Here is a 17,350-nt window from a genome sequence, read left to right as displayed (position 1 = left end):
CATCGGATGATGAATCTTGCCGAATATCGCAATCGTAGCAGCCGGCTCGCCGACTTCCTGCCCTGGGTGGCATTGGTCGGCGCCGGCGTGGTCTTAAACAAGGACGGCAGCTTCCAGCGCACCGCGCGTTTCCGCGGCCCAGATCTCGACAGCGCCGTTCCGGCCGAACTAGTCGCCGTCGCCGGCCGGCTCAACAATGCCTTCCGCCGTCTCGGCTCCGGTTGGGCGATCTTCGTGGAGGCGCAGCGCCATGCCTCGACCCGTTATCCCGACAGCAGCTTTCCGGATGCGGCCTCCACGCTGGTCGATGCGGAACGAAAGGCGGGCTTCGAGGAGGCCGGCGCGCATTTCGAGTCCAGCTACTTCCTGACACTCACCTATCTAGCGCCCGCCGAAGACACCGCGCGAGCGGAAAGCTGGCTTTACGAAGGCCGCGAGAAGAAGGGCCTCGACCCCAACGCGGTACTGACCGGGTTCGCCGATCGCAGCGATCGCGTCCTGCGCCTTGTCGAAGCCTTCATGCCGGAATGCCGCTGGCTCGATGACGCCGAGACACTGACTTACCTGCATGGCTGCGTCTCGACCAATCGTCACCGTGTCCGCGTTCCCGAAACGCCGATGTATCTCGACGCCATGCTGGCCGACCAGCCGCTGACCGGCGGGCTCGAGCCGCGGCTTGGCGCGTCGCACCTGCGCATTCTCACCGTCACGGGTTTCCCGACCGCGACCACGCCGGGTCTGCTCGACGAACTGAACCGGCTGGCGTTTCCGTATCGCTGGTCGACACGCGCGATCCTGCTCGACAAGACCGATGCGACCAGGCTGCTGACAAAGATCCGGCGTCAATGGTTCGCCAAGCGCAAATCGGTCGCAGCGATCCTCAAGGAGGTGATGACCAACGAGGCGTCCGTCCTCGTCGACACCGATGCCGCAAACAAGGCCGCCGACGCCGACATGGCGCTGCAGGAGCTCGGCGCCGACTATGCCGGCATGGCCTATGTCACCGCGACAGTGACTGTTTGGGATGATGATCCCAGCATCGCCGACGAAAAACTGCGCCGGGTCGAAAAGGCGATCCAGGGCCGCGATTTCACGGCAATGATCGAAACCATCAACGCCGTCGACGCCTGGCTCGGCAGCCTGCCGGGTCATGTTTACGCCAACGTCCGTCAACCTCCCATCTCCACCCTTAATCTCGCCCACATCATTCCGCTTTCCGCGGTGTGGGCGGGGCCGGAACGGGACGAGCATTTTGCAGCGCCCCCTCTGCTCTTCGGCAAGACCGAAGGCTCGACCCCGTTCCGGCTTTCGCTCCACGTCGGCGACGTCGGCCATACGCTGATCGTCGGCCCGACCGGCGCCGGCAAGTCGGTGTTGCTGGCCCTAATGGCGCTGCAGTTCCGCCGTTATGCGGGGTCGCAGGTTTTCGCCTTCGATTTCGGCGGCTCGATCCGCGCGGCGGCACTCGCCATGGGCGGCGACTGGCACGATCTCGGCGGCGATCTCAGCGACGGGGCGATCGACAGCGTCAGCCTTCAGCCGTTCGCCCGCATTCCTGATGTCCCCGAGCGCGCCTGGGCCGCCGACTGGATCGTGTCGATCCTGACGCGCGAGAATGTGGCGATCACCCCAGAGGTCAAGGAGCATATCTGGACGGCGTTGAGTTCTCTGGCGTCCGCGCCTTTCGAGGAGCGCACCATCACCGGTCTGGTCGTGCTGTTGCAATCAAATGATCTCAAGCAGGCACTGCGCCCTTACTGCGTCGGGGGTCCCTACGGCCGGTTGCTCGATGCCGAGCGCGAACATCTCGGATCGGCGTCGGTCCAGGCATTTGAGACCGAAGGACTGATTGGAACGGGTGCTGCGCCAGCGGTCCTGTCCTATCTCTTCCATCGCATCGAAGACCGGCTCGATGGCTCGCCGACCCTCCTCATCATCGACGAAGGCTGGCTTGCGCTGGACGATGACGGCTTTGCCGGCCAGCTCCGCGAATGGCTGAAGACGCTGCGCAAGAAGAACGCCAGCGTCATCTTCGCCACGCAGTCGCTCAGCGACATCGATGGTTCGGCAATCGCGCCGGCGATCATCGAGAGCTGCCAGACCCGGCTTCTGCTGCCGAACGAGCGGGCCATCGAGCCGCAGATCACCGCGATCTATCGCCGCTTCGGCCTCAACGACCGGCAGATCGAGATCATCGCCCGGGCGATGCCGAAGCGCGATTACTACTGCCAGTCCCGTCGCGGCAACCGGCTGTTCGAGCTCGGTCTGTCGGATGTGGCGCTCGCGCTTTGCGCTGTATCCGCCAAGACCGACCAGGCCGCGATCGCCCGCATCGTCGCTGAGCACGGCAGCAATGATTTCCTCGCTGCCTGGCTCAACCACCGTGGCGTCGGCTGGGCCGCTGAACTCATTCCCGTCCTAACCAGCCCCGCCCTCACCAACAAGGAGAAATCCCCATGAAACAGCGCCGTTCCCTTGGCATGCGGCTTGCTGCCGCCCTGCTTGTCGCTCCGGTCGCCCTGGCGCCAATGCTGGCGACGCCGGCACACGCCTTCATTGTGTTCGATCCCTCGAACTATACGCAAAACGTGCTGACGGCAGCGCGCTCGCTGGAGCAGATCACCAACCAGATCACCTCGCTTCAGAACCAGGCGCAGATGCTCATCAACCAGGCCCGCAATCTCGCAAGCTTGCCATTCTCCTCACTGCAGCAGCTCCAGCAGTCGGTGCAGCGCACGCAGCAGTTGCTCGGCCAGGCGCAGAACATTGCCTATGACGTCCAACAGATCGATCAGGCCTTCCAGCAGGAATACGGCAACGTCTCGCTGTCGGCTTCGGATCAGCAACTCGTCACTGAGGCGCGCTCGCGGTGGGGAAACACCGTTGGTGGCCTTCAGGATGCCATGCGTGTGCAGGCGGGCGTCGTCGGCAACATCGACACCAATCGCAGTGAGATGTCGGCGCTGGTGGGCCAGAGCCAGGGTGCGACCGGAGCGCTTCAGGCAACACAGGCCGGCAACCAACTCCTCGCGCTTCAGGCGCAGCAACTCGCCGATCTCACCGCTGTCGTCGCCGCGAACGGTCGGGCGCAGGCGTTGCAATCGGCAGAACAGGCCACCGCCGCTGACCAGGGCCGCGAGCAGCGCCGGCGCTTCCTGACGCAGGGCTCGGGCTACCAGCCCGGCCGTGCGCAGATGTTCTATAGCAAGAACTGAGGCCCGCGATGGACGGCAAGATCCTCGCTCGCATCGGTGCAGTCGTCATCGCGGTCGCTTTGACAGTGACCGCAATCGAGATGAGCAGCAAGGACGATGAGTCTGATGCCCTTGCGACGCGGGACCGTTCCATCGCGTTACAAGACCCACTCGCGGCTGAATTGCGCCGCTGTTCCGGAATCGGGGAGGCCGGCCCTCGCGATCCCGGCTGCCTGAAGGCGTGGGCAGACAGCCGGCGCCGGTTCCTCGGTCAACGTGACTCGGCAACCGCGCCTGCTCCGGTAGCGCCGACAACGCTGTTTCCGGACGTAGCGGCGTCAGCCGACCGGAAAGAAGGAGAGCGGCCGGATGTGACCGCTCCTGAGATGCAGGCCGAGCCGTCCTGGCCGGAGGCTCGCTGACATGGGTGGCATGGGCGTCATCGACCACTTCCTCGAAGTCTTCACGCGCTACATCGACAGCGGCTTCGGCCTGCTCGGCGGCGAGGTCGGCTTCATCGCCACAACCCTGATCGTAATCGACGTGACGTTGGCTGCGCTCTTCTGGTCCTGGGGTGCGGACGACGACATCATGGCGCGCCTCGTTAAGAAGACGCTGTTCGTCGGCGTCTTCGCCTATCTCATCTCCAACTGGAACAATCTCGCCCGCATCGTCTTCGAAAGCTTCGCCGGGCTTGGCTTGAAGGCCTCGGGTACGGGTTTTACCGTCAACGATCTCATGCGCCCGGGCAAGGTGGCGCAGACCGGGCTCGACGCCGGCCGGCCGTTGCTGGACTCGATCTCGAACCTCATGGGCTATTGGTCCTTCTTCGAGGACTTCATCCAGATCGCCTGCATGTTCTTCGCCTGGGCGCTGGTGCTGCTGGCCTTCTTCATCCTCGCGATCCAGCTCTTCGTCACGCTGATCGAGTTCAAGCTGACGACGCTCGCCGGTTTCGTGCTGATCCCCTTCGGTCTGTTCGGCAAATCCGCCTTCATGGCCGAGCGGGTGCTTGGTAACGTCATCTCGTCCGGCATCAAGGTGCTGGTGCTCGCCGTCATCATCGGCATCGGCTCGACCCTGTTTTCCGAGTTCACCGCAGGCTTCGGCGGCAACACGCCGTCTATCGACGATGCCATGGCGATCGTGCTGGCCGCGCTGTCGCTGCTCGGCCTTGGCATCTTTGGACCGGGCATTGCCAACGGTCTCGTCTCCGGCGGCCCGCAGCTCGGCGCGGGCGCGGCGGTCGGCACCGGGCTCGCCGCCGGCGGCATGGCAGCAGTGGGCGCCGCAGCCGGCGGCGCTGTCGTGTCCGGCGGCGCGGCTGTCAGCGGCGGTGCTGCAGCGGCGGCCCGTGGCGGTGCCGCAACCGCGGGCAGGGCATCCACAGCCTACAATCTCGGTGCGGCCGGAGAGTCTGGCTTTGCCGGCGTCGCATCCGGGCTCGGCGGCGTCATGAACGCTGGCGCCCAGGGCGCCATCTCACCGCTCAAGCGCGCGGCCAATAATGCGGCAGGCAGCATGAAGCACAGCTACCAGTCAGGCGCTCGCGCTGCCTTCGAGACGACGGGCGGATCATCCACCTCTGGCACAATCGGCGCGAACGCTGCCGAAGCCGGCTCCGCGCCCGCCGCGTCCTCCGCCACCGAAAGTCAGCCCGCCTGGGCGAAACGCATGAAGCGCTCGCAACGCATGACCCACGGCGTCCAGGCCTCCGCCCACGCTGTTCGCAGTGGTGACAGCCATGGCGGCGGCTCCTCGATCAACCTTTCTGAAAGAGACTAAGCATGTTCAAACGACCGTCCACGCACTACGGCAGATCCCCACAACCCGAGACGCCCTACCAGCGCGCTGCCCAAGTCTGGGACGATCGCATCGGTTCGGCTCGCGTGCAGGCGCGCAATTGGCGTTACATGGCCTTCGGTTCCCTGGCGCTCGCCGCCGGGTTTTCCGCCGCGCTCGTCTGGCAATCCGCCAACGGCTCAATCGTACCCTGGGTGGTGCAGGTCGATCGTCTCGGCCAGGCGCAGGCTGTCGCCCCCGCGGTCGGCGACTATCAGCCGAACGATCCGCAGATCGCTTTCTACCTGGCGCACTTCATCGAACAGGTCAGGTCGATCCCCGCCGATCCGGTCATCGTGCGGCAGAACTGGCTGCGCGCCTATGACTTCGCGACGCAGGGCGGGGCGCTGGCTCTCAACGACTATGCGCGCGCCAATGACCCGTTCACCAAGGTCGGCAAACAACAGGTCGCCGTCGACGTGTCGTCGGTCATCCGCGCATCGCCGGTGAGCTTCCGCATCGCCTGGGTCGAACGCCGCTATCAGGACGGTTCCCTCGCTTCCACGGAGCGCTGGTCCGCGATCCTTACAATTGTCGTGCAGCCCCCGCGCGAGGCCGACGCGCTGAGGAAGAACCCGCTCGGCATCTACATCAACGCCATCAACTGGTCGAAGGAGCTTGGACAATGACGCCCGCACTCTTCAAGGCCGCCCACTGGGGGTGTCCAACTTTCCTCATCCACGCCGTGCCGGCTTTCCGCAAGATAGCCTTTCCAGCACTTCTGCTTTGCACTTCAGCGCTTGCAGGCTGTGCCACCAGGCAGAAGCCGCCGGAGATTTCCTATGACGATCCGGTCCCGGCCGTACAGGCCGTCGATCCACCTTCGCCCATCAAGGTGGTCGAATTGTCAAAGCCGCTGCCGCTTCCAGGCCAGTTGAAGCCGATCAGCAAGGATGCAAGGCCCGAGCCGGAACCGACCGATCCGACCGCGCGCGTGAACCTGGCCAACGCCGCAGCGCGCGTCCAGCCTGTCCGCAACGGCTTCATCAACTCGATGCAGGTCTATCCGTTCGTCGATGGCGCGCTCTATCAGGTCTATGCCTCGCCGGGGCAGATCACCGACATCGCGCTCCAGCCGGCCGAGCAGCTCGTCGGCTCCGGCCCCGTCGCCGCCGGCGACACCGTGCGCTGGATCATCGGCGATACCGAGAGCGGTACGGGCGGGGCCAAGCAAGTCCACATCCTCGTCAAGCCGACGCGCGCCGACCTTCTCACAAATCTCGTCATCAATACCGATCGGCGTACCTATCACATGGAACTGCGCTCGACGCCGTCCACCTATATGGCATCGGTTTCATGGCAGTATCCGCAGGACCAACTCATTGCCTTGCGCCGTCAGAACCAAGAGGCCGAAGCTGCACAGCCGGTCTCGACCGGCATCGATCTTTCTCGCGTCAATTTCCGGTACGAGGTGACGGGCGATCGCGCACCGTGGCGGCCGCTGCGCGCCTTCGACGATGGCAAGCAGGTGTTCATCGAGTTCCCGCGAGGCATCGGCCAGGGCGAGATGCCGCCACTCTTCGTGGTCGGGCCGGAAGGCAACACGTCCGAGCTGGTGAACTATCGCGTGCGCGGCAACTACATGATCGTCGACCGGCTGTTTGCCGCCGCCGAGTTGCGCTTCGGGGCCGGCAAGAACCAGCAGCGCGTCCGCGTCTCCCGCACCGATGGGGTGCGGAGCAGTCGATTTTCATGGATGCGTGGCCCTGGTGAGACCCCGCCAGCGACGAGCCTCCGAACAGACAGGGGAGGGTCATCATCATGAGCGACAGAGTGGATCCCGGGAAGGAAGAAGGCCGGGGGCCGGAGAATGACGCCCGGCCGGAGGCGCCGGTCGAGGATGACGCCCGGCCATTGACAGGCGAGCCGGCCGCAGCCATGCGGCTGCGCGCCGAGGCGCCGCGCGTGACACGTCTGTCCCGCAAGGCGCTGGCCGGATTGGGGCTCGCCGCAAGCCTGACTGTCGGCGGCGCGCTGATTTACGCGCTGCAGAACCGTCAACAGGGCCAGGGGCAGGAGCTTTATTCCACCGACAATCGATCGACGCCCGATGGGCTCGCCGGCCTGCCAAAGGACTATGCGGGCGTTCCGAAGCTTGGCCCACCGCTTCCCGGCGATCTCGGCCGCCCGATCCTCGCCGCACAGAATGGCGGCCCCGCGCCATCGACCGGCCCCATTGGACCGGACGCGGAGGTGCAGCGCCGGGAGCAGGAAATGGAAGCGGCGAGGACCGCGCGCCTGTTCGCGTCCACGCAAACGCGGGAGGCGGGTGAGGCGACTGCCGCTCAGTCTACAACAGGCACCGCGCCACAGCCCGACCTTTCCAGCCTAGGCCTCGCGCCGCAGCCAGCGACGTCTTCGGCGCAGGACCGCCAGCGCGCATTCCTCGATCAGCCACCGGACAAACGCACCGTCTCGTCGGATCGTGTCGCGGCGCCGGCGTCGAAGAACGTCCTGCAGGCGGGCGCCGTCATCGCAGCCGCCCTCATCACCGGCATTCGTTCCGACCTGCCGGGTCAGATTACCGCGCAGGTGACGGAGAATGTCTATGACAGCCCCACCGGACACATCCGTCTCATTCCTCAGGGGACGCGCCTAATCGGCCAGTATGACAATGGTGTCGGCTTTGGCCAGCGTCGCGTATTGCTGGTATGGACCAGACTGATTTTTCCAGACGGCCGCTCCATCGTTCTGGAACGTGAGCCCGGCGCGGACGCCGAGGGCTATGCTGGCCTCGAGGACGGCGTCGACTATCACTGGGGCGAGCTGTTCAAGGCTGCCGCACTTTCCACGGTTCTGAGCATCGGGGCGCAGGCAGGCTCATCGGGCCAGGAGAGCGACATCATGCGCGCCCTCCGCCAGGGTGCTTCCGACAGCATCAGCCAGACAGGCCAGCAGATCGTCCAGCGGCAGCTCAACATAGCGCCGACACTCACCATCCGGCCGGGATTCCCGGTGCGCGTCATCGTCACACGCGATCTCGTGCTCGAACCTTACGGGGGTTGAAAATGGCCAAGCTGAAACTGGGGCCAATTGCCGACGACAAACCCGTCAAGGTCATGGTGGAACTCCCCGCGGCACTGCATCGTGACCTGACCGCCTATGCCGAGATACTCGGCCGCGACGCAGGGCAACGGCCCGCCGATGCGCCGCGGCTCATCGTTGCGATGTTGGAACGCTTCATTGCGACGGATCGGGGCTTTGCCAGCGCAAAGCGATCGGAGGGTGGTTGAAGGCCGGACGACGGAAGTTGAGCCTTGTCAATCTCGCCAGAATTCATTGAGTAATTTCAAGTGCTTGACGGGGTAGGCTCAAGTCGCGTGTCACCATGTTTCTCCCAGTCCCAACCAGCCGCAAAAGCGTACGCTTGGGGTTCGATTCCAGCCACACTGCCTTGACCGAACTGATGCTGTTTGGACCGTCGATGGGTTTCCACACCGTAGCGCCGATGGCGACTGTCCTGGCAAAACCTTCGCCTGCCAGAGTTACGCCTTGGCCGAGTTGTATCTTGAGGATGACCGTCGCTTCGCTCGCGCGACATATTTGTATGGCGGGTCCACCATCTGCGGCAATCTTTTCCAGCAAAACCGGATCCTGCGGCGATCCGACCGAAACCAGCAGACAAGTATCTGCGAGATCCCTCCATCTGACTGCCGGCCTTTCAGCGAGCGGATGGCCGCCGGGCAGGAGAACGAACAGGCGCTCGTGCCCAAATAGCTCGCTGCGACATAAGGCGCCGTTCTCGAGCCCGTGCGTGAAGACGATGTCAAGGCGCCGGCGACGTATTGCCGCCAGACACTGTTCATGGGGAACGTCCTCGATGGCGATGCACACGTCCGGATGTAAGCTGCGGAATCGATCGACAAGGCGCGCCACGAACGCCCGGCCTATCTGGCCGCACAACCCAATCTTGACTGTTTTGGCATTCTGGTCGCCACGACCACCTCCGGCCAAGGCATCTTGCAAGCCTTCATAGTGAGCCCGGACGAGGTCAGTCCAGGCCCGGCCTGCTTCAGTCAGCCGAACACCATGGACGTCGCGATCAAACAACTGCATGTCTAGCAATTGTTCGAGAGCAACGATGTTGCGGCTGACACAGGATTCCCTCACTCTGAGAACTCTTGCGGCCTGCCTGAGGCTACCATGGTCGACAGCTGCGAAGACATGGTCCAGACGGCGGAGCGTGTTGTTGACCTGTCTCAAGGCTCAGGAGCCTATTCTTGCGCGGCGGCGCTAACCGGCAGGGTCGGATACAGGCTGGTTTCGTAGACGTACTCGAGCGGAATGGCTGGAGCGGCCATCTGGGAAAGGTACCGGTTGAGGTTTTCCGCGCTATTGCTCGCAGCGAGGCTACAGAAATTTCCACTGTTCCAGGTCAGGGAGCAATGGCTGAAATGCGCGCGCATCGCGTCAGCCATCTGCGCCAAAGTGACCTCATTGCCGAACATCGTATCCAGAACGAGAGTTTGCTTCTTCTCGATTTCGTCTGGGGGAAAATAGCGCGCCTTGAAGCCGAAATCCTTCTGGTATTCGCGACGCCTGTAGTCCGGCTCCTCGGTAGCCCGGAACTTCTCGACGAAGACGAAGATTCCGTCCTGCTTGAGGTGCTGGGTCACGAACTCGATCTGGCTTGCTCTGTTTGGCGAGTACATCTGAAAGGTCGTGTCCTCGAGAATAATATCGAAGCCGTGGGCGAATTTTGCCAGTCGCGGATCTGAACCCAGAACGTCCTTGGTCAACTTATGGAAGGGTCCAATGAAGAAGTCGGCGTGCGGCGGTTCGCCGTAGGCCATGAAGCTCGTGTAATTCTCAGCGTTTGGGCTGCACGACAGGGTGCGTATCTGTCCTTCGGACAGTTCCGACAACGTTCTCGCCATCGTGCCTTCCGCTGTTCCAAGGCTGTATAGCGCAAGCGGAGCGCCACGGTGCCGTGCGTATTTCAGCACTGCGTAGGCCATCCGGCACTCTTCCTCCAGTCTGTAGGGAATGCTGCCGTGGTAGTGCTGGTCGAAAAAACCTTGTCGTGCCGCATGCAGGGCAACCAGGTCGCGTAAGATTTCATCGCTCGGCAGAAGGCGGGCGTCGGCGACGGGCTTGCGGATTGGCATCCCGCTCTTGCCAGCGGCGGTCGCCGCGAAAAAGCCGGCGAGCCCGTTGATCCGTGGACCATGGTCGCACTCAGCCAGAAAGTCGTCGAGTCCACGCATCGCAGTATGCCTCCAGCACCGTTCCATTGGTGAGATGCCGATACGTCGATGGGGGAAATTCCACTAAGATAAGTGGGGTCTAATATTTCGCCTGGCTGAAGTATTGGCTGAGCCAACTGGTAGGCCTGCCGGATACAAACGGCTTTCACTCGATTGTCATTTTTTCGCTAAAGTCACATCTTCTACCAATCCAGAGTTATTTGCGTGTTGTTCAGCAACCGGTGGTTCGCCACATCACGCAACGACTGGCCATTCGCCAGTAAGGAGACTGTGGATACGTGAGTACTCTTGCCCTCGACCCGACCGAGAACCGCCGTTCACACCACCAATCGCTTGCCCACAAGTATGAAAATTGGGGGAGCGTGCGGGCGGACGTCGTCAAAAGAACCGGGCTTGAGCGCCAGGAGACAAGGATCCTACAGCCAAACCATGTGTTCTTGATGAACCTGAAGGGCACGGCGTGCCGCGGAGAAGACATTGTGGACGGGCGCCGGATTGCCTTTTTGCCGCGCCGGGCCGGTTCGATAATCTTCATGCCGGCCGACAGTGATTGGAATGGGTGGGACGAGGGGGACGCGACCGCTTCCTACCTACTGGTCTCGATTGAAAAAGGGTTCGCCGATGACGTGTTTGCGGGAATGGCTCGCAATCGCGCGGCAGTGCTGCCGCCTTCGATCGGATTTCGGGACACCACTGTAGAGTTGGCGTTGCAGAGGATTGTCTTGGAGCTCAAGCAGCCTGACCCCATCAGCGCAACGATGGTGGAGTGCCAGGCCACGCAATTGCTCGGGCAAATGTTCAGGTTGAACGGCGTCCATCAGGAACCGGCAAAAGGCGGTTTGTCATCGTTCGATCTCAAGCGAGCGGTGGGAATGATCGAGGCCTTGTCGGGCGGCAGACCTACGCTCGCGGATTTGGCAAAAGAAATTGGGGTTAGCCGGTTCCATTTCTGGAGAGCCTTCAAGCAGTCGACAGGCATGACACCGCATGCATTCATTGCGCAGCGCCGATTGGAGCACTCCGCGGATATGCTGCGATCCACCAATTTGTCGGCGACGCAGATCGCCATGGAATGTGGTTTCGGCAGTTCGAGCCATTTCACGACCGCCTTTAAGCGGGCCTTCGGCGCGGCCCCCACGGAATTTCGTCGTAAGTCCAGAATCTAGGCCGCCGCTTGTCGGTTCTCAGCAACTATCGGAAAAGCCCAACATCACAGTAAAGCAGGCTTGGCGGAAGAAGGTATCCATCGGCGATCAGCCCGGATACGCCGCTCATGTCAAACCTGGTTCGAATTCATCATGGCAAAGGACGGGCCGACCGGTCCAATCCCTGCCTCGGATTCCTGGCCAGCACGCTATCGGCGGCTGTTGCCCGAAACGGCTACTACATCGCATCCGCCTGGATCCTCGTTGAGCGAGGGTACGGAACTGCCGGCGTGGCGACCTTCCTTGCGATCGCAAGCATTGTCGAATTCATCGCGAGCCCTCTGGCCGGCGTAGCTGCGGATCGATTTGACAGGCGATGCTTGAACGTTGCGGCAGACCTCGGCCGCTTCGTCGTTATGCTGGCTACCGCTTGCGCGCTCCTCTACATGGACGTGTTCCTGATTATCTGCCTGTCGGCGGCCCTGTTTTCGTTTTGCGACCGTGTCGCGCTTACGAGCTCTCAATCAATGATCCCCGTGATAGCTGACGGCCGCGATCTCGTAGCCTCGAATTCCGCCGTCCTCTTCGTCATGCAGTTCGGCAACCTCGACGCAGCTCTGCTTGCAGGGCCTTTGCTGCATGAGCGCTCCCCAGCCTTGCCATTCACCGTTCTTGCTGCCTTCTTCCTGTTTTCAGCGGGCTGCCTTGCCTTGATGCGGCTGGAACCGGTTTCGCGCGATGGCAGCAACGCCAAGATCTCTGCAGCACTAATCGATCCCAGCCTGCGTCGTCTCATCGTCGTCTACGCGCTTCTCTATACAAGCGCGGTGCTCGTCAGCGTCATGGGATCGAGCTTCGTCTTCCAGGAGCAGAAGGGTACTGCCGTGGATTTCGGCTACCTCGAGGCCGCATGGTCGGCAGGCTCACTGATCGGCACGGTCGCTCTGTTCCGGGTTGAAAGAGCGATGGGTACCCATGCGCGGCATCTCATGCTTTTGGGCTTAACGGCCCTGGTACTCATGGCGCTGGCATATCTGCGCACGCCTTGGACAGTGATCCTTTTTGCCGCGCTCGGATTTCTATACAACCTTGGACGCGTCAGCGTTGAAGTCACATTGCAGTCGGATGTATCCGTTTATCTGTTGGGCCGGGCCAAAGGCATTATGCATAGTGTGGCCGTGGCGCTCGGGTTACTCGTCTTCGGCATTGGCGCCGCTGTAGGAGATCGAGCATTTCCTTCGACGATTTTCTTCAGCTTCGGAGTGGTGCTCCTCATCAGTATTTTGTGTTTCAGCCTCGGTGCCGGTCAGCCACAAGAAAAAGGTGAATCGTGAGGTGGAAGAGCTAACAGCAGGTGCAGATGCGAAACAGGCAGTCCTGGGGTCGCTGGAGGCACTCTACCCCTGGATGAAACCTTATCATTCCCGGCCGATCCGCGATTATGCGTTTCGCCTGTTTACGACGCCGGCTTCGGGTCCCATGCCAGAAATCCGGCTCCAAGCCTTCACCAAACTACTCGACATCATCAGGAGGGCAGCGACACGAAACGGGTTGTCTGCCGATACCGCCTCGGAAATCTGCAGGGATTTCGAAAGGCGCCGCGTGTTGCAGACAGGCCCTCATTTGTTTCTCCTTACGGAGCCAGAAGCCTATTACACGCATATCTTCAGCCTCCTGGGTCTCTCGGCGCATGGCTGTTCGACCTATGTTTCCTACGCCGTTTCGACGGTGAATCTCGTTGAAAAGCCGCGCAAGGGGCCAAGCTGGCTCACCGTTGACGGGAAGTCGGTCAACGTCTTTGGCCTCAGCCGAAGCCGGATGATCGGATACAGCCTGCTAGCCGGGCCGGGACCCTATAAGTTCGAATTGTTACCGACGGAGCCAAACACTGGGGGAGACGCGCTCGCGCTGCTTCGCAGCCTTCTGCCTAAGACGCAATTCGAGCGGCCCGCGCACGCCATCAAGGCAGCCAATCTCATCCTTTGGCCAAAAATGTTCGGAGGCCGCTTTGCCTTCCTGCAGATCGACGACGAGGATATCGCCGACCTGGTGGCGGACCATCTGTCGGACGAAAATTCCTGGCTACGCATGAGACTGCTGGAAGACCCGAAGTTCGCCTCCAATATTCTTGCCGGCCTCGACGGGCTGGCGTCCGGCCCCTGGAGTGGCTGGCTCGCGCGCGGCACTGATTTCTTCTGGTTCAATGAAAATGGCAAACGCCGTCCGCTGCGTCTGATCGCCAGGGAACTCATCGATCCTGCGACCGGTGTGAAGGTGGCGTGCTTCACAGCCCTCGACATCCTTGAGCGGCTGGCAAACCGCAGCCTTGTCCCGAATCTCCTGCTGATGTTTCTGGTTTTGTCGATCCTGCCCGGCGTGCGCGCGCTTGGAGGCAGCTATCAGCCGATCTACTACCCCCTGATGCGCTATGTCGTCTGCCGGGCGCTCGAGGCCGCGGGCGTGGATGACGATCTTCGGCAGGCTCTCGCAACCGACGACGTACCGGGTGCTTGGGGACATCGGGTCATTGAGTGTGATGATGATCCGTTAGAGCTGTTCCTAAATGGCAGGAACGGTGGGATGAGTGATCTTATCGACCGTTTGGGCGACATTTCCTTAGCCGAGGCATGTGGAAGCATGAAAGGCTTCGTGTCGGACCCGTCGTGGCATGAACTTCACAGACGGTTGCGGCAGGGGTTGGTCACGCCGGCCGATGCGGAATGGGCTTTTTCCTGAAATGGTTTTATGCGATCTAGCAGCCGGCATGTGCGCCGGATTGCGAATGGTTGCTTCGCGTCACTCGCCATCGAGTCAATCCAGAACCCGCACCAAAAGTAGACAAATGCTTCGGCGGAGGCGAAAGGAGACCTAGTCGTCAATAATGGTGCACCGGCTTGGCGATTGATCGCACGGCCTCCAGAACGGAAGACAGTTCTTTCGCTGCTCCGCCCTCAACGAGGACGCCGCATTCAAATGACCGATCCAGCGCCGATCCCATGAAATTGCTCGAGCCCACATAGAACAAGTCATCGTCGGAAAGAACGACCTTTGCATGGAATGTCTCCCGCCCGGACGGCAGGGTTGACGGCAGTGCATACTCGTAGACTAAGACGCCTATCCGTCGGAAGTCGTCTGCACGTCGGAGAAACGCCTCACCACACTGGCGCTCGTTCAGGGGACGGCACACCAAATGACAGTGAACGCCCGGCCGGCAGATCGAGAACAACTCCACCAGAAGATCGGCCCCCTGATTGTCAATGAAAGGAGCAAGGACGACGAGATCACGCTTCGCGGCACGCGCAAGGCGGAAGAAAACGTCGCTTGTTTGGAACATGATTGGCGATAGCCCGGGCAGAGTATCAATGGCTTTCCTAAGGGTGCTCTTTGCCCCAGGCTCGGTAAGTACAAGCTCGACCACGTTTCGATCCTTGTGAGAGCGCAAATACCCTTCGATGCCCTTCAGGTTCTGAACCAGATTTCTTAGTGTTTCCCGGGTTGCGATGAGCTTCGTGGAAAAATCTACCTGCATAGCAAGGCCCGCAGCCAAAAGAGACCGACGTGCTATGGCCACATGTTCGGCCGACACCTCGCCGACGCGCGACGAAAGCGCGACATCGGAACCGCCCAGACCGTCTGGGAATTCAGCCAGATATGCGAGTATCCGAGATGCTTGGCGGGCTAGCGGTGAAAGCCCGTTAAGAAGCACATCGATATCAGCTTCATTGTTTCGATCTGGCATGGTCTAATGCGAATTGAAGGTAACCTCTGATTTGGGCTTCACCGACGATGAAATCCGGCCTTCCGCGACCGATCAGCGTCGAGCGGCTCAGGTACTTATTGGCCGTGAGGCAGATGACTTCCGGAATCATAATGCAATCCGGGCAAGCGCCGCCCTTTGTCATGCAAAGATTTCCAAGATTGCATCCCAACGATGTCGGAAAATTTCTGAGGTAGGATAGAAACGCCTCGTGGTGGTTGCGCCACAACGCCGACAAGTCGCCAAGGTCGAGCGTCATCCCGTTGCGGTAGACCACGAAACCCAGATCGCAGGGGAACAAATACTCGCCGATCGACCCTAGATCGAGACCGGAGAATTGCTGGATCCCCTGCATAATGTAGTGAGAATAGGAGTGCAGCAGCGCGTAGGTCATTGTGTAGATCGTGGGATTCGAGTCACGGTCATGCTCCTCAAGGTATCCGTTCATCACCGCAGCCGAACCCAGCATGGCAGCAGCAAAATTATCTGGGTGCTCGGCAAGAAGCCCAATATCAACACAGCCCAATGCGGCCTGCGAAAGCCATGCGCGAACCAAGGCTTCATTCAGCTTGAAATAGAAGGCTTCGTTCGATTGCTCCAAAACGTAAACCGGATGACGCGCCTCCTGTTCCACTCGAACCCTAGGAAACAGGTTCAAGCGCACGGGCATCATCCTGCCATGCTTGTGGATTTTGGGACCGTTTCCGACGCGTGAAAATCCGTAGCTGAACTTGCACAGATCGAATTTGCTTATGAGCCCAGCACGTTCAACGCCCAAGAACCTCGTGGCCTCTTCGGCTGTCGATATCATCGTCATACGCTGCGGCGAATTCGGTGTCACAAGCCATTCGTCGGGGTTCGTGAAGTCGACATAGCTCGCGCGCCCTCCGACGATCTCGCCGCGCAGTTTGGTCCTGAAGAGCGCCTCATGCTCGACGAGGAGCCTGAAGGGATCATATTTGCCCGTCCATTCGTGCCTCTCCTGAAGCTTTGCCAGGATGTTCGCCGGCAAAGCGCTATTGCGCTTGAGCCAACCCGCCTTTTGCCAATTGGAAAGCCGCTCGGCCTTCATTTTGGTCATTAAATTGGTGACGATCATGTTTTGATTGTCGATGGCGAGTTGCAGCCCTTCCAATATCTCATCGAACTCTCTTGCTTCGATTGGCCGATCTTTGGACTGGAGTTGTGCTGTGACCTCCGTATCACTGAGCGGCGGTCCCTCTAGCCCAACAATGCGTTCGATTACGCCGGCAAGAAGGTGGCCTTGTCCGGGTTCCAAAGCTTCAATTCCGGAATTTTCCGGAAAGGTAATGAAGGTGTCGGATTTTACGAAATAGGCCGATGATGCGGCGTAGTTGATTTTCTCCATCGACGCTTCACCGACGATATTTCCGCCCGGTCCGATCGTGGCGGCGATCCGGCCAAGCGTCTCGTCGCATTTCTCAATCCAGGGGTCAGGGTGCTTCGTTCCGCAATTCGCGCAGGAGAACGACCAATTCGACAGGGCGACTTGGTCCTTGTTGAGCACGAACTGGCGGGTACCGCATTTTCCGCAAACCGCATATCTCTTGATCGGGCGGCGTGATGCTTGGTCGTAGACCGTCATGTTCGGGCTGGCGGCCTTCCAGGATCCCGACCAATGGGCAAAGATCACATCGAGTTGGCCCCATGAGCAGCGCGTCGGATCATTCGGGCGCTTCGGGTGCGCGCAGGCCTGACTAAGGACCGAGAGGCGCTCTCCCATCTGCCTGGGATTGTCCGTTGCTTCGATCAATCCGCACTCGCTGCATATCAATGTCGTGGGGCGCGGCAGATATCCCATCCGATCCGGCCGAAAATAGGCAAATACCTGCGGTCGGAAGGAGTATTGTGTTCGAGCTGAATCCAGCAACGACACATCAACACAGAAATCGGCAAATGGAGGGGGGACATTGGTATCGTTTTGGCGACAAGCGATAGCCTTGTCGAACCACGCACGCGCCGCTTCATCGATGCGCATTTCAATCTGAACCCGCGTCATCGGATCAAGCCGAGCCGGCGTCGCGTTGGGCGAAGGCATCGCTTGGCATGCCCCCGCAGCGCCTTCAAAGGTGAAGTGCTGCCCTGGCGCATAACTCATGGCAATCTGAGCCTGTGAACGACTCATGGAGGGGCCTTTGGCGTCTGCCTCGTTGTTCGGCTGACTGGGTTGTCTTGCCATAACGC

15 protein-coding genes are annotated in these 17,350 nt (G+C 61.0%); 11 read left to right on the top strand and 4 right to left on the bottom strand.

The window, feature by feature from the left end:
• Positions 1-6 precede the first annotated feature (6 nt).
• The 8 genes from trbE to AB4Z43_RS00945 are packed head-to-tail and all read left to right on the top strand — an operon-like array spanning position 7 to position 8,269.
• Positions 7-2,460: a conjugal transfer protein TrbE gene (trbE, locus tag AB4Z43_RS00980; protein ID WP_441935380.1), complete on the top strand. Its 2,454-nt coding sequence runs from the start codon at positions 7-9 to the stop codon at positions 2,458-2,460.
• The gene (gene trbJ, locus AB4Z43_RS00975; protein WP_441935379.1) at positions 2,457-3,215 is read left to right on the top strand and encodes a P-type conjugative transfer protein TrbJ; all 759 of its coding nucleotides are present in this window, start codon (positions 2,457-2,459) and stop codon (positions 3,213-3,215) included. Before trbE ends, trbJ begins: the two co-directional genes overlap by 4 nt.
• Positions 3,216-3,223: 8 nt before the next feature.
• On the top strand, positions 3,224-3,616 hold the full coding sequence (trbK-alt, locus tag AB4Z43_RS00970) for a putative entry exclusion protein TrbK-alt (protein ID WP_441935378.1): 393 nt from the start codon (positions 3,224-3,226) through the stop codon (positions 3,614-3,616).
• A 1-nt stretch (position 3,617) separates the two neighbouring features.
• The gene (gene trbL, locus AB4Z43_RS00965; protein WP_441935377.1) at positions 3,618-4,979 is read left to right on the top strand and encodes a P-type conjugative transfer protein TrbL; all 1,362 of its coding nucleotides are present in this window, start codon (positions 3,618-3,620) and stop codon (positions 4,977-4,979) included.
• A gap of 2 nt (positions 4,980-4,981) precedes the next feature.
• Positions 4,982-5,665: a conjugal transfer protein TrbF gene (gene trbF / locus AB4Z43_RS00960; RefSeq protein WP_441935376.1), complete on the top strand. Its 684-nt coding sequence runs from the start codon at positions 4,982-4,984 to the stop codon at positions 5,663-5,665.
• Positions 5,662-6,801 carry a P-type conjugative transfer protein TrbG gene (gene trbG / locus AB4Z43_RS00955; RefSeq protein WP_441935375.1) on the top strand — a complete coding sequence of 380 codons (1,140 nt, stop codon included), beginning with the start codon at positions 5,662-5,664 and terminating at the stop codon, positions 6,799-6,801. The genes trbF and trbG overlap by 4 nt, the downstream gene beginning before the upstream one ends.
• Positions 6,798-8,042 (top strand): TrbI/VirB10 family protein, encoded by a 1,245-nt coding sequence (locus AB4Z43_RS00950; RefSeq protein ID WP_441935374.1) that lies wholly within the window; start codon positions 6,798-6,800, stop codon positions 8,040-8,042. The genes trbG and AB4Z43_RS00950 overlap by 4 nt, the downstream gene beginning before the upstream one ends.
• A gap of 2 nt (positions 8,043-8,044) precedes the next feature.
• A complete protein-coding gene (locus tag AB4Z43_RS00945; protein WP_441935373.1) occupies positions 8,045-8,269 on the top strand; it encodes a DUF2274 domain-containing protein in 225 nt (74 codons plus the stop codon).
• A 43-nt stretch (positions 8,270-8,312) separates the two neighbouring features.
• Here AB4Z43_RS00945 and AB4Z43_RS00940 read toward each other — a convergent pair whose 3' ends face one another.
• Positions 8,313-9,239, bottom strand: a complete 927-nt coding sequence (locus AB4Z43_RS00940; protein WP_441935372.1) for a LysR substrate-binding domain-containing protein — start codon at positions 9,237-9,239, stop codon at positions 8,313-8,315.
• A gap of 11 nt (positions 9,240-9,250) precedes the next feature.
• Entirely contained in the window at positions 9,251-10,243 is a 993-nt protein-coding gene (locus AB4Z43_RS00935; RefSeq protein WP_441935371.1) for a class I SAM-dependent methyltransferase, read from the bottom strand.
• A 278-nt stretch (positions 10,244-10,521) separates the two neighbouring features.
• Here AB4Z43_RS00935 and AB4Z43_RS00930 point away from each other — a divergent pair, with 278 nt between their 5' ends.
• The 3 genes from AB4Z43_RS00930 (at position 10,522) to AB4Z43_RS00920 (ending at position 14,124) form a co-directional block, all read left to right on the top strand.
• Complete coding sequence (locus tag AB4Z43_RS00930) at positions 10,522-11,409, top strand: helix-turn-helix transcriptional regulator (protein WP_441935370.1); 888 nt, start codon at positions 10,522-10,524, stop codon at positions 11,407-11,409.
• A 107-nt stretch (positions 11,410-11,516) separates the two neighbouring features.
• Positions 11,517-12,722, top strand: coding sequence for an MFS transporter (locus AB4Z43_RS00925; RefSeq protein ID WP_441935369.1), 1,206 nt, complete (start codon positions 11,517-11,519; stop codon positions 12,720-12,722).
• Complete coding sequence (locus tag AB4Z43_RS00920; RefSeq protein WP_441935368.1) at positions 12,712-14,124, top strand: hypothetical protein; 1,413 nt, start codon at positions 12,712-12,714, stop codon at positions 14,122-14,124. The genes AB4Z43_RS00925 and AB4Z43_RS00920 overlap by 11 nt, the downstream gene beginning before the upstream one ends.
• Positions 14,125-14,263: 139 nt before the next feature.
• Here AB4Z43_RS00920 and AB4Z43_RS00915 read toward each other — a convergent pair whose 3' ends face one another.
• Complete coding sequence (locus AB4Z43_RS00915) at positions 14,264-15,127, bottom strand: phospholipase D-like domain-containing protein (RefSeq protein ID WP_441935367.1); 864 nt, start codon at positions 15,125-15,127, stop codon at positions 14,264-14,266.
• Entirely contained in the window at positions 15,108-17,345 is a 2,238-nt protein-coding gene (locus tag AB4Z43_RS00910) for a hypothetical protein (protein WP_441935366.1), read from the bottom strand. Before AB4Z43_RS00910 ends, AB4Z43_RS00915 begins: the two co-directional genes overlap by 20 nt.
• Positions 17,346-17,350: the final 5 nt, after the last annotated feature.

This window comes from Mesorhizobium sp. 2RAF45, from assembly GCF_052115225.1.
Classification (GTDB): Bacteria; Pseudomonadota; Alphaproteobacteria; order Rhizobiales; family Rhizobiaceae; genus Mesorhizobium; species Mesorhizobium jarvisii.
The sequence above is the reverse complement of the archived record's forward strand: the minus strand, read 5'-3'. Positions and strand labels throughout refer to the sequence as shown.